This window comes from Thiohalophilus thiocyanatoxydans (genome assembly GCF_004366735.1).
Lineage (GTDB): Bacteria > Pseudomonadota > Gammaproteobacteria > UBA6429 > Thiohalophilaceae > Thiohalophilus > Thiohalophilus thiocyanatoxydans.
In genome coordinates, this window is record NZ_SOQX01000001.1 from 198,641 (window position 1) to 211,100 (window position 12,460).

Consider the following 12,460-nt stretch of genomic DNA (forward strand, 5'->3'; position numbering starts at 1 on the left):
ACTCCCACACATCAGAACACCCGGACAGATTGAATCATGGACGTACAACACCCGGAGAACGTCGGCTCTACTCAGACCGAATCATCGGCGATCACCAGCATGCCCCGGGTATCGGTAATCATGCCCGCCTATAACACGGCGCAGTATATTGGCGATGCCATCGACAGTGTTCTCAGTCAGGATTATCCCAACAAGGAACTTATTATCATCGACGATGGCTCAACGGACGGTACCGTGGATATCATCCGCCGCCATGAACCCGCCGTCACCCTCCTGACCCAGAAGAACCAGGGATCCGCCGTCGCGCGCAACGCCGGCCTTGACGCCGCCCGGGGTGACTATGTGGCCTTTCTCGACTCCGATGACATCTGGTTGCCCGGCAAACTCACCGCGCAGGTGACGTACATGGAGCAACACCCGCAAATCGGCATGAGCTACAGTCGCTGGCAGGTCTGGAAACCGGGCCCCGATGGACAGTTTAGTGCTCCTGCAAGCTTTAAACATTCGCTCAACGATTCAGCAGCACCAACGGGAATAGTCGAAGAGGGCTCCGGCTGGTTATACAACCGCCTGTTGTTTACCTCCCTGTTGCATACCATTACGGTGATTGCCCGGCGTGATCTCATAAACAAGGTCGGCAATTTTGACACCGCATTGAAACGTGGCCAGGACTATGATTACTGGTTACGCGCATCCCGTGTCACCGAGATCCACCAGCTCGATCAGATCCTCGCGCTTTACCGGCTCCATGGTGAAGGCTGTGCCAAGAAATGGCCGCACGTAAACTATGAAAAGGTCGTCGTGGAAAATGCGCTCAGCCGCTGGGGACTCGAAGGTCCGACCGGCGAAGTAACCACGAAACCTGCCATGCAACACCGCCTGGCCGATACCTGTTTCAGCTTCGGTTACCATCATTACTGGGAGGGCAGTCCCGGACTCGCCGTTAACGCCTTTCGCCAGTGCCTCGGTTATCGTCCGGCCTACCTCTCGGCCTGGCGTTATCTGGTCATGAGTCTGGTCAAATCAGTTACCAGGCCCTCTGACCCGGGCTCACCCGCTGTAAGCCGGCAATAACACTTTTTTCTCAAGGTTTCGCGTTAATTATGAAAACTATCCAGGCCGTGCTGAATCTCCTGAACCGCAGAGAGCGCTGGCAAATGCTCTTCATTCTGATGTTCATGCTCCCCAACGCCCTGATGCAGGTCGCCGGGGTGGCCTCCGTCATGCCCTTCATTGCGGTAATGGCCCAGCCGGAACTGGTTGAGAGCAATACACTGCTGGCCGCGCTCTATACCGCACTGGGTGAGCCTGAGATGCGCGAGTTCCTCACCATCCTGGCCAGCGCCGCACTGGTTTTGCTCGTTGCGGGTAATGCACTCGCGGCATTCACCACCTGGCTAATCCTGCGATTCAGCTACATGCGAGTCCATACACTCTCCCGAAAATTGATGGAGATCTATCTTGGCAGCGAGTATCAGTTTTTTCTGTTACGCAATCCGTCGGATCTGACCAAGAACGTCATCAATGAAGTGAATCACCTGGTGACCGGCTTCCTCATGCCCCTCCTGCAACTGGTCGCCAATGGCTTTATTGTCACCGCGCTCCTGCTCATGCTGCTGTGGAAGGATCCGGTCCTGGCCCTGACAGTGGGGCTTATTCTGGGGGGATCTTATGGACTTATCTACATTGTTCTGCGCAATCGTATGCGAACACTTGGCCGGCGACGACTCCAGGCAAACGCCAGACGGTTTAAAACCACGCACGAAGCTTTCGGCGCCATCAAGGATCTCAAAGTCTCCGGACGCGAGAACTACTACCTTAACGCCTACTCGGACGCCTCCTATTCCTTTGCCGACAACCAGTCCAGTCACCAGGTGATTGCCCAGATGCCGCGTTATGCCCTGGAATCCATCGCCTTCGGCGTGGTGTTGCTGATTGCCCTTTACCTCACCACGACGCAAACATCCACACAGGGTGTCCTGCCCGTCATCGCGCTCTACGCCATGGCGGGTTACCGGCTCATGCCCGCACTGCAAAAAATCTTCGATAACGCCGCCACCTTACGTTTTTCAGCGCCTGTCGTGGAACGCATCAATGAAGAGATGTCACAAGGTATCCGGCAGAATGCTCGTTTGGCCTCTGACGCACCCTTGTCCGCCAATCACGCTGATACGCCACTGGCATTACACAACACTCTGTCACTCCAACACATCACCTACCGCTACCACGGCACGGCGACCCCTGTGCTGGATGACATCACTATCACTATCAAGGCCCGCACCACAGTCGCCTTCGTTGGTGAATCGGGCGCCGGCAAAAGTACCCTGGTGGATATCATCCTCGGTCTGCTCAAACCCGATACTGGCTCGATTCTTGTGGACGGTATCCCCCTCGATAACCACAACCTGCCCCAATGGCGCCATCACCTGGGCTATGTTCCCCAGGCTATCTATCTCTCTGACGATACACTGCGCCGAAATATCGCGCTGGGTATCCCGGATCGGGAAATCGATGAAGACGCCGTCATCGCCGCCGCCAAAGCCGCCGCGATCCACGACTTTATTACCCGGGAACTGCCCGACGGCTATGAAACCGTTGCTGGCGACCGCGGTATTCGCCTCTCCGGCGGACAACGCCAGCGCATCGGTATTGCGCGGGCTTTGTATGGCAACCCGGAGCTGCTGATCCTGGATGAGGCGACCAGTGCCCTGGATGGATCAACAGAGGCCGCAGTGATGGATGCCATCGACCAGCTCAGTGGCCAAAAAACCATTATTATGATCGCTCACCGACTCACCACGGTAAAAAACTGTGAGCAGCTCTATTTACTGAAAAATGGCGCGCTGGTTGCCAATGGCACTTATGAGCAACTTCTCTCGGCTCACCCGGATTTTCGCCGTATGGCAAACACGGCTGATCAGGATATCGTATCGCCTGCACATGCCCGGGCAAACAGGTAATGAACAAAATAAGTCATAAACTCCGCATTCTCGGCAGTGGCTTTACTCAGGAAGAATACAAACTTTACCGTTTTGACCTGCTGGATAACCCCGATGAGGCCATGCGGTTTCTTTCCAATCGTCACAACCATGCCCTCTACCGTCCTGTCATAAACCGGGGTGACCAGCAACACATTTTGGAAGATAAATGGATCGCCCAGTCCTATTTGATGAGCATGCAACTTCCCGTACCAAAAACTTATGGCCTCTATGATCCTGTATTTGGTACCACTATCTCTGGCGCCCCGATGAACAGCCCGCAGCAGGTTGCTAAGTTGATTGAACCTGAATTACCCCAACGCGTGTTTCTTAAACCTCGCGGGGGACGAAAAGGTCGCAATGTTATCATGGCGGAGCTGCACAAGAACCCGGACGGAAATATCGGGGTTCTTGCTAATGAAACCCGCTATACACTGGATGCCTTTTTGCAGTCACTTCCCCAAAATGCCTTCGGTGACTACGATGGCTGTTATCATGGCTGGCTAATTCAGGCCTATATACCCCAACATGACGTTCTTAATCACATCAATCCACATACTATCAATACGGTACGCGTGGTCACCTTCATCGATTCGCAAAATCAGGTCCACGTCCAGCATGCCATCTTGCGGCTCGGTCGAAAGGACGGGGTTGCGGACAACTGGGCAAAGGGCGGGATCTCTGTTTCCATCGATACCCGAACAGGCCGACTCGGGCGTGGTGTCTTCAAACCTCACTATGGCGGTGCCTGGGTTTCCGAACACCCGGACACCGGGGCATGCTTCGAAGGTCAAACGATTCCTGAATGGCAAACCATACTGGATGTCTGCAAACGGGCAGCAATGATGTTTTCCGGGACCCGTTCAACGGGCTGGGATATTGCTTTAACGCCAGACGGACCTGTCATCATTGAAGGTAATGCCGCGTGGGATCTGCCGATGGTTCAGGTCCATACAACAGGTTATCTGAACGAACAAACAAGGGCCGAACTCGGCAAGTTTAGCATCAATTTTCCTGACCGCGTCAAACCTCTGCCATTAGCGTTACTGACATTATTCGTTTATCAATGGCGCCGCTCTCGAGGACCACGGATTCTTCACGCTCTCAAATCACGACTACCCCGGGCAATCTGATTTGTCCGACCTCAATCAATCAGAAGCCGAATTTATCTACTTAATCAGGCATATACACGACACAGGGGCACAGATGCAAATTAACAACCACACTTGTTATGAATACTGATACAAGAAAATATGCTGCCTCTTCTGACTGGTCGCGTCCTCCACCCGGCATATTCTGGCGCTCGATACTCTCTTCAAGTCGTAACGATGCCTTGGGCATGCGGCGCTGGCAGCTCTGGATCTGGTGGACGCGTTCACGATCATTTTCTGAATGGATAATAACCTTCCGTGATTTGATGACCTTCCCCCTGGATAGCCTGCTTGGCACAATTCGCACAGCGCGCCAGTACGCCAGCAAGGTCAAACATGAGCATCGCATTCCTGTACATACCCAGTTGAAGGACATGCTCGCTCTTCGCGTCAAGACCAAACTTCCATTCAGGCTCTACTACCAGCTACAGCTTTTTCTCCCCGACAGGAAACCGGCTGCGGATCAGTTTTTCCTCGAAACCGGAAAATTATTTCAGGTGCTTTCCCTGGCGTTTCAGGAATCGGGTGATTTTCAAATATTTCTGGATAAACGCTCATTCGAAGCCTGGTGCATCAAACATGGATTTCCCTCTATAAAAACCCTGGCCGAGTTCGCTGATAATAAAGTGGTACGACGTTCACCAGAACCACTGCCGCCTGCTGACCTTATATCCAAACCCACAGATGGCGAAGGCGGCAAAGGTGTTGAACTATGGCGACACCGTATAAATAACGGCATCTCATCATGGACTAACGGTACGATTGAAGCACGATCCTGTGAAGAGCTGGAATCCTGTATCGCTTCCACTGCTGCCAGACACAATCGCCCGCTCATACTTCAGCCTTGTCTCAGCAGCCACCCTGTTGTTCGTGCCATGGGTAATGGCGCACTTTGCACACTCAGAATCATGACTATCAGCAAGCAGGTGGGCGACGCTGAAATGCTGCTGGTTGTCTTGCGTATGCCGACAGGCACTTCTGCAGCGGATAACTTTGACACCGGAGGACTTGCAGCACCGGTTGATATACAAAGCGGTAAGTGCGGCATGGCCGTTTACAAAAAAGACGGCTATCCCGCTCGGAAACTGGCACTTCACCCTGACACGGACGAACCCCTCTTCGGGCAAACCCTGCCGTACCTGACAGAATCAGTGAACCTGGTTTTGCGTGCGCATAATACCTTGTCCCCAAAATGGCCTGTTATCGGCTGGGATGTCGCCATCCTTGATGACGGGCCTGTTCTTGTCGAGGCAAACCACATGCCTTGCCCGGCCCTTGCCCAGATACCCACCGGTATTCCTCTTGGCTCCACTCGCTTCGTTGACTGCCTGCTCGAGCAGATGCGCACGACATTTCACGTGTAACTTGTTGGCAGAATTGCACGTTATATGCGCCGCTGCAGTGAGCGGACCTCTGGCGGACGACGCGGCAAACTGCAGACCGCCGCTCTGTGAAACTGCGGTGACGAAGCGATCCACGAGCGCTCTTCACAGGCACTGCGTCAGCGGGATTTATTCCGCCCGTTCGCTGATACGGATTGGTCATGTGCTATAAGGAAAAGCCCCGCTCATGCGGGGCTCCCGGATAGATCAATATCCCCCGGTCGGGGCACTCAGACACGGCGTCGGCGAACGGTGCCCATGATCGCCAGCAGGCCGATTCCGAGCAGACCGAGGCTCGCTGGCGCCGGGATCTCGTTAGACTCATCGCCGCCATACAGGCTCACATGCGAAAGTGCATTCACCGATGAACCCTCGGCCTCGAAAACCGACCAGTCGGCACTGAACACGTTGCTCAGGCTGTAGGATATCCAGTCGGGCTCCGTGCCGCCGTTTCCGTACTTGAACGAAGCGTAGACGTCACTCCAGTCGTCATAAATGCCGGAATCCAGAATGGACAGCTCGCCGCTGGTGCCGCCGACACCGCTGATCGAGAAGTAAGCACCGCTTTCATTCTCGTTGGATTCCTGCAGGAGCGTCAGCCCGAGCCCGGTATGCACGCTCTGCTCGGACGGAGGCGTCGATCCGGACATGAAACAGTTGACCGTCCCGCTGTCGGGCACCAGATCCATGTAGCGGTCATCCTCCACGCTTTCGCAGATCATGGCCAACCCCGGTGTTGCGAACGTGAACAGCAACAACGAAAGACTTGCGAATTTCAAAGTTCTCATACCCGTTTCCTTTTCCTGGCTGCTTCGCCTGGCGATGGCCAGACGATGATATCCATATGCTATGCACGAACCGGGCCAGTCCCCGTTTAATTTAAAAAATCAAATAGATAGGGAGAATAAACAAGCGGGCGTCACGTGTGGGTGTAAAGTCCTTCGACATGCCTCATGCCTCTCTGTAACCCAAAAATCAAACAGATAGTGACAATGAACAAGCGTGCGCCAGGTGTGGCTGTAAAGTCCTTCGACAGCCCTGGCAGCGGTGTGCGGATGACTCCTGACACAGGCCATCTCATTTCGGGTCAGACCATTCCTTGTGCTTCCGACTCAGGCAAAATAGTCTTACGCGCACAACACGTTTCGTTTTGGCCAATCCACGCATCATGCGGCCTGACTCAGGCAACCGCGGGGAGGCTAAACGCGATCCCGCAAGCCCCTGGTAATTGCCTGGCCGTTCAGGCCGCCGGTCTTTGTAAACCGGCCTCGACTTCGTCGCGCTTGGCCTTGCTCATCAGATGCTCGATCAGAGTCAGGGCAAAATCCATTGCTGTACCGGGACCACGCGAGGTGATCACCTTGCCATCGACCACCACGGCGGTCTGTTCGTACTGCATGTTATCGGTCTGGATGTTGTCCAGTGCACCGGGGAAGCTGGTGGCATGTTTGCCATTTAACAGACCGGCGCTGGCCAGTACTTTGGGGGCGGCGCAGATGGCGGCGGTGTATTTGCCGGCATCGGCCATCTGCAGGAGCAGGGTATGCAGACGCGGATCGTTGTTGAGATGATCGGCACCGGGAAGGCCGCCGGGCAGCACAATCATATCGAATTCCCTGTCCAGCACCGCCTCCAGGGTGGTGTCCGGCAGTAACACGGTGCCGCGGCTGGCGCGGACCGGTTGTTCGTCGAGTCCCACGGTGGTGACTTCCACGCCAGCGCGGCGCAGCAGATCAATGACGGTTACGGCTTCGAGCTCTTCGCAGCCCTGGGCGAGTGGGATGAGTACATTGGCCATGCTGACTCCCTCCGTTGTTGACGTATGGTGATCAATTCCGACACCGGCACCAGACGCACGCCCTGCTGCGCCAGTTCGGGCAACCACTGCTCCAGCACACTCAACGTGGCGGGATAGGGGTGCCCGATGGCCAGGGCCGTGCCGTCACGCCGGGCCTGTTCTACCAGTTTAGTCAATTGCTCCGCCACCACCTGCGCATCGTCCCGGTAATCGAGAAAAATATCCCGCGAGGCACTGCGGATTTTGCGTTGCCCGGCCTGCTCCCGCGCCACGCTGTGGTGGGTGGTGCGGCTATCGATAAAGTAGAGATCATCGCGGAACATGGCGGCCTGCATCAACCAGCGCATGCGACTGGCGCTGGCCGTCAGCCGGCTGCCCATGTGATTGTTGAAGCCGACGGCGTGGGGCACCGCATCAAAATTGTCCCGCACCGCCGTCTTGAATTGCAGCTCGTCCATCTCCTGCAACAGTGCACCCGGCCCAAGCGCCGTGCCGGTCTCGGCCTCCATCGGAATATGGATCATCACCTCCTTGTTCTGCCGATGGGCGTGGTCGGCCAGCAGGCGGGTAAAGGGGCGGTGGGGCAGAATCGCGTAGGTCAGCTGGCCGGGCAGCGCGATCGCCCGCAGGCCGTGACGCTGCTGGTTACCCAGATCATCGATAATGATACTGATGCTCGGCTGCAGCGCGTCGGCCGCTTGCGGCGGAGGCGCGTTCCCGGCAAGAGCCGTACCTGCTGCAACCAACAATAGTGGTAACAGCAGTATGCGCTTGCCCACGGACATGGCGCCTTACTTCCTGTTCGTCAGCAGATCCAGACCTTTGAGCAGGTTGAGCGCTTCGAATACCGGATAGTCGTCCTGAACCAGAGAGTCCTGGTCATCGCTTTCGCCCTCTTCGGCATCCGACGAATCCCCGTTGTCGGTTTGTGACTCATCGTCACTGCTGCCGTTCATCAGATGGCCGCCGAGATCGGCTTCACGTAACGGCGTGAGGCCATCATCCGTCTTGGCCGCCACGGTAACATTGCTCAGTTCGATATCCGGGTGAATCCCTTCGGCCTGAATCGAGCGCATATCCGGCGTGTAATACAGCGCCGTGGTCAATTTGATGGCCGTCTTGTTCTGCAGATCGATCACCGACTGCACCGAACCCTTGCCGAAACTCTCGCTGCCCATGATGATGGCGCGACGATGATCCTGCAGCGCCCCGGCAACAATTTCCGAAGCCGAAGCCGAGCCTTCGTTAATCAGCACGACGATCGGCGCGCCGTTAATGATATCCCCCGGTGTAGCGCGGGCGGTTTGCTTGTTGTCGTCGCTGCGGCCCTTGATGGAGACGATATCACCGCTTTCGATAAAGGCATCAGAGACCGAGACGGCTGCATCCAGTAACCCGCCCGGATTGTTGCGCAGATCCAGGACCAGCCCCTTGAGCTTGCCGTCGTTGTCTTTCTTCAGTTGCGAGATCTCCTTGCGCAGATCCGATCCGGTACGGGTCTGGAAATTGGAGATACGCACATAGCCGTAACCGTCAGTCAGGGTCCGCGCCTTGATACTCTCGACACGGATCTTGTCCCGGGTCAATTCGAAGGTGAGCGGTTTGTCCTCGCCCTCGCGAACGACCGTCAGTTCGATCTCGCTGCCGGGCTCACCACGCATCTGTTTGACGGCATCGTCCAGGCTCATACCTTTGACTGACTTGTCGTCGAGCTTGATGATCAGATCGCCACTGCGAATCCCCGCCCTGGCCGCCGGGGTATCATCGATCGGCGAGACCACCTTCACGAAACCGTCTTCCATGCCCACCACGATACCGAGCCCCCCGAACTCGCCGGAAGTGCCGATACGCAGTTCTGTCGTCGCCTTTTCATCCAGATAGCTGGAGTGAGGATCCAGACCGGTCAACATCCCGCGAATGGCGTTCTCGAGCAGGGTCTTGTCGTCCACTTCCTCGACGTAGTTTTCCTTGACGCGCTGGAACACCTCGCTCAGGGCCTGCACCGTCTCCAGCGGCAACTGCTCGGGGCCGGAAGTCGTTTGCCGCTCGGCCACCACGCTGCCGGCCACCGTCAAGGTCACACCCAGGGTGAGACCCAGCAGCAGAATAAGGGTATTTCGAGTAAAGGAATTCATTACGCTAACTCCTGGCGCCAGGCGCAGCCCCGGCATAAGCCTGTGATGCTACAACATGCTGATAAATTTCAAGTATTAACTTTAACACATTTGCCGGGCCTGTCGGTCAATTCTTCAGCCGCGCCGGGTTCGCCCGCACCATTTTGCCGGATCGGTCGGCGTCCCGTTGTGGCGGATTTCAAAATAGAGACCCGCTTCATCCCGACCGCCGCTGCTGCCGATCTCGGCAATCGCCTCATCAGCCCGGACCCAGTCGCCCACCTCTTTCAACAGACCCTGATTATGGCCGTACAGACTCATGTAGCCGTCACCATGATCGATGATGATCAGCAGTCCGTAGCCGCGCAACCAGTCGGCATAGGCAACCCGGCCGGGGGCTACGGCATACACGCTATTGCCTTCCCCGCCGCCGATGAGCACCCCGTTCCAGCGCAGCTGGCCGGCATTACGCGACTGGCCAAACCGTTTTCGCATCTCGCCGCGCGCCGGCCAGGCCAGCTCCCCGCGCCGTTCGGCAAAACTCCGGCGTGAGTCCTTTTCTTCTGTCAGCAGATCGCCCAGCTTCCGCTCTAGCGCCCGCAAAAGTTGCTGCAGCTGTTTCTCGTCCTCCTGCAACTGACTTAACTGTTCGTCCCTGGACCCGATCTCCTTTTTCAGTCTGGCCAGCGCCCGGGAGCGCTCACGAAAGTTTTGCTCCAGTTGCTGTTTTTGTTTTACTTCACGATCGTGCAACGCTTGTAATTCGGTCTTGCGCCGGGCGATTTGCTGTTCGACACGGTCCAGCCTGGCGACGGTTTCAAGAGCCGCCTTGATCTGCTCACTGCGAGCGCGGTTGAAATAATCGTAATAGGTGGAGACCCGCCCCACCGCGGCCGGATCTTCCTGGTTGAGCAACAGTTTAAGAAATTCCTGACGGCCGATGACATAGGCCGCCCGGACCTGCTGGCCGAGCAGCTCCCGCTGACTCTCCAGCTCGTTTTGCAGCTCGCGCTGTTCGTCCTCCAGCGTGTCCAGTTTGCGGTTTTGCGCCTGCAACTGATCCTTGATCCCGCGCAGGGCTTTGACCCGCCGGCCGATTCGGGTTTCGATCGTCTGCAGTTGCTGAACTTCCTCGCTGTAGTGATCCCGCTGCGCGGCCAGATCCTGCTCCAGTTGATCTATACGTTGACGCAGGTTTTCAAGCTGGCGGGATTTTTCCTGTTGCTGCTGCGCGGCGCTCAGATCGGCATAAATCGCCCCGGCCGGCAAGACGGCCAGTGTCAGGATCAATAACCAGCGTTGGAGTGCGGTGAACATGGTCGAAATAGTAACCCTGTTGCTACCAGGCAAGCTATCCCGATCCTCCGCGCGATTGATGTTAACCGTCGTGGCGGCGGTTATTTGGCGAGCGCCTAGATGGCATCCTGCTGAACCGCCTCTTCCGGTTTGGCGATCAGTGAGCGGCCGTTCATCTCCGCGGGTTGTTTGAGCCCCATCAGTTCCAGCATGGTCGGCGCGATATCGGACAGCGCGCCGTTGGCTTCCAGTTTGAAATCACGTCCAAGGTAAATCAGCGGCACCAGGTTGGAGGTGTGGGCGGTGTGGGCCTGATTGGTTTGCGGGTTTTGCATCATTTCAGCATTGCCGTGATCGGCCGTGATCAACAGCTCGCCGCCCGCCTTGTGGATCGACTCGACTACCCGGCCGAGGCATTGATCGATGGCCTCGATAGCCTTGACCGTGGCCTCGAAGTTGCCGCTGTGACCGACCATATCGGGGTTGGCATAGTTGCAGATGATCACATCGTATTCCTGACCCTCGATCGCCTCGACCAGCTTGTCGGTCAATTCGGGCGCACTCATTTCCGGCTGCAGATCGTAAGTCGCCACGTTGGGGGAGTTGATCAGCACCCGATCCTCGAACTCGAACGGCTCCTCGCGCCCCCCATTAAAAAAGAATGTGACGTGGGCATATTTTTCGGTCTCGGCAATGCGCAACTGGTGCATGCCCAGGCCGGAGATGTATTCGCCGAACACGTTTTTCAGCCGGTCGGGCGGATAGGCCACCGGAATATCGTATTCCGAATTGTATTCGGTGAGGCTCACAAAACGGCCCAGCTTCGGGGTCGCCTTGCGCTCGAAGGCGTCGAAATCGGGTTCGATAAACGGCCGGGTGATCTGGCGGGCGCGATCGGAACGGTAGTTCATAAAGACCACCACATCGCCGTCCTCCACTTTGACCGGTTCGCTGCCGGGAGGGACGACGGCCGTGGCCCTGATGAACTCGTCGCTCTCCTCCCGTGCGTAGGCCATCTCCACCCCCTGCATGGCCGTCTCGGCGGTGAATTCGCCCTTGCCCCGGGTAATCAGATCGTAGGCGCTCTGGATCCGCGGCCAGCGGTGATCCCGATCCATGGCGAAATAACGCCCGATGATCGAGGCGAAGCGGCCCCCGCCGATCTCGGCGAACTTGGCCTCCATTTTCTCGATCGAGGCGACGGCGCTTTTGGGGGCGGTATCGCGCCCGTCCAGAAAGGCGTGCACATAGACTTTTTTCGCCCCCTGCCTGACCGCCAGCTCGGCCATGGCGTGGATATGCTCTTCATGGCTGTGCACCCCGCCGGGGGAAAGCAGGCCGAGAATATGCACTGCCCGGTCGGTGTCCACCGCCAGCTGGGCGGCGTCCACCAAGGTCTGGTTGGAGTAAAACGAGCCGGTTTTGATCGAGCGGCTGACCCGGGTGTACTCCTGATAGACCACGCGGCCGGCCCCCAAGTTGAGGTGTCCCACTTCCGAGTTGCCCATCTGGTCCGCCGGCAGGCCCACCTCGGCGCCGGAGCCGCGGATCAGGGTATGCGGGCATTCTTGCCAGAGCCGGTCCCAGACCGGTTTGCTGGCATGCTCGATGGCGTTGCCCTCGGTGATTTCGGAGTAACCCCAGCCATCCAGGATGACCAGCAACATCGGTTTCGAATTCTTTGACATAAAGTAGAGGTAAATGCTCGAATTATAACAAGTTTTACATTTAGACGAAGTCT

At 56.8% G+C, this 12,460-nt stretch carries 10 protein-coding genes; 4 read left to right on the forward strand and 6 right to left on the reverse strand.

The genetic code is table 11. The features are described from left to right. Window positions 1-99 precede the first annotated feature (99 nt). The 4 genes from EDC23_RS00850 to EDC23_RS00865 all read left to right on the forward strand — a co-directional run bounded on the left by EDC23_RS00850 (window position 100) and on the right by EDC23_RS00865 (window position 5,493). A complete protein-coding gene (locus tag EDC23_RS00850; RefSeq protein WP_166668760.1) occupies window positions 100-1,074 on the forward strand; it encodes a glycosyltransferase in 975 nt (324 codons plus the stop codon). Window positions 1,075-1,103: 29 nt separating this feature from the next. After that, window positions 1,104-2,960, forward strand: a complete 1,857-nt coding sequence (locus tag EDC23_RS00855; protein ID WP_134080379.1) for an ABC transporter ATP-binding protein — start codon at window positions 1,104-1,106, stop codon at window positions 2,958-2,960. Then, window positions 2,960-4,111 carry a sugar-transfer associated ATP-grasp domain-containing protein gene (locus tag EDC23_RS00860; RefSeq protein WP_134080380.1) on the forward strand — a complete coding sequence of 384 codons (1,152 nt, stop codon included), beginning with the start codon at window positions 2,960-2,962 and terminating at the stop codon, window positions 4,109-4,111. The genes EDC23_RS00855 and EDC23_RS00860 overlap by 1 nt, the downstream gene beginning before the upstream one ends. A 98-nt stretch (window positions 4,112-4,209) precedes the next feature. Beyond that, on the forward strand, window positions 4,210-5,493 hold the full coding sequence (locus EDC23_RS00865) for a sugar-transfer associated ATP-grasp domain-containing protein (protein ID WP_134080381.1): 1,284 nt from the start codon (window positions 4,210-4,212) through the stop codon (window positions 5,491-5,493). A 248-nt stretch (window positions 5,494-5,741) separates the two neighbouring features. Here EDC23_RS00865 and EDC23_RS00870 read toward each other — a convergent pair whose 3' ends face one another. From EDC23_RS00870 to gpmI, 6 genes are all read right to left on the reverse strand, one after another. Continuing rightward, entirely contained in the window at window positions 5,742-6,299 is a 558-nt protein-coding gene (locus EDC23_RS00870; RefSeq protein ID WP_134080382.1) for a PEP-CTERM sorting domain-containing protein, read from the reverse strand. Window positions 6,300-6,751: 452 nt separating this feature from the next. Further along, complete coding sequence (locus tag EDC23_RS00875) at window positions 6,752-7,309, reverse strand: DJ-1 family glyoxalase III (protein ID WP_134080383.1); 558 nt, start codon at window positions 7,307-7,309, stop codon at window positions 6,752-6,754. Then, window positions 7,255-8,094, reverse strand: coding sequence for a divergent polysaccharide deacetylase family protein (locus EDC23_RS00880; protein WP_134080384.1), 840 nt, complete (start codon window positions 8,092-8,094; stop codon window positions 7,255-7,257). Before EDC23_RS00880 ends, EDC23_RS00875 begins: the two co-directional genes overlap by 55 nt. A 6-nt stretch (window positions 8,095-8,100) precedes the next feature. Further along, the gene (locus EDC23_RS00885) at window positions 8,101-9,444 is read right to left on the reverse strand and encodes a S41 family peptidase (RefSeq protein ID WP_134080385.1); all 1,344 of its coding nucleotides are present in this window, start codon (window positions 9,442-9,444) and stop codon (window positions 8,101-8,103) included. 114 nt (window positions 9,445-9,558) lie between these two features. Next, window positions 9,559-10,740 carry a murein hydrolase activator EnvC family protein gene (locus tag EDC23_RS00890; protein ID WP_134080386.1) on the reverse strand — a complete coding sequence of 394 codons (1,182 nt, stop codon included), beginning with the start codon at window positions 10,738-10,740 and terminating at the stop codon, window positions 9,559-9,561. A gap of 95 nt (window positions 10,741-10,835) precedes the next feature. Then, the gene (gene gpmI, locus EDC23_RS00895) at window positions 10,836-12,407 is read right to left on the reverse strand and encodes a 2,3-bisphosphoglycerate-independent phosphoglycerate mutase (protein ID WP_134080387.1); all 1,572 of its coding nucleotides are present in this window, start codon (window positions 12,405-12,407) and stop codon (window positions 10,836-10,838) included. Between the last annotated feature and the right edge of the window lie 53 nt (window positions 12,408-12,460).

Bases quoted from the DNA above. Each gene is read 5' to 3' on its own strand.
- EDC23_RS00855 (WP_134080379.1), top strand. From the start codon at position 1,104: ATGAAAACTATCCAGGCCGTGCTGAATCTCCTGAACCGCAGAGAGCGC.
- EDC23_RS00880 (WP_134080384.1), bottom strand. From the start codon at position 8,094: ATGTCCGTGGGCAAGCGCATACTGCTGTTACCACTATTGTTGGTTGCA.
- EDC23_RS00870 (WP_134080382.1), bottom strand. From the start codon at position 6,299: ATGAGAACTTTGAAATTCGCAAGTCTTTCGTTGTTGCTGTTCACGTTC.
- EDC23_RS00850 (WP_166668760.1), top strand. From the start codon at position 100: ATGCCCCGGGTATCGGTAATCATGCCCGCCTATAACACGGCGCAGTAT.
- EDC23_RS00885 (WP_134080385.1), bottom strand. From the start codon at position 9,444: ATGAATTCCTTTACTCGAAATACCCTTATTCTGCTGCTGGGTCTCACC.
- gpmI (WP_134080387.1), bottom strand. From the start codon at position 12,407: ATGTCAAAGAATTCGAAACCGATGTTGCTGGTCATCCTGGATGGCTGG.
- EDC23_RS00875 (WP_134080383.1), bottom strand. From the start codon at position 7,309: ATGGCCAATGTACTCATCCCACTCGCCCAGGGCTGCGAAGAGCTCGAA.
- EDC23_RS00890 (WP_134080386.1), bottom strand. From the start codon at position 10,740: ATGTTCACCGCACTCCAACGCTGGTTATTGATCCTGACACTGGCCGTC.
- EDC23_RS00865 (WP_134080381.1), top strand. From the start codon at position 4,210: ATGAATACTGATACAAGAAAATATGCTGCCTCTTCTGACTGGTCGCGT.
- EDC23_RS00860 (WP_134080380.1), top strand. From the start codon at position 2,960: ATGAACAAAATAAGTCATAAACTCCGCATTCTCGGCAGTGGCTTTACT.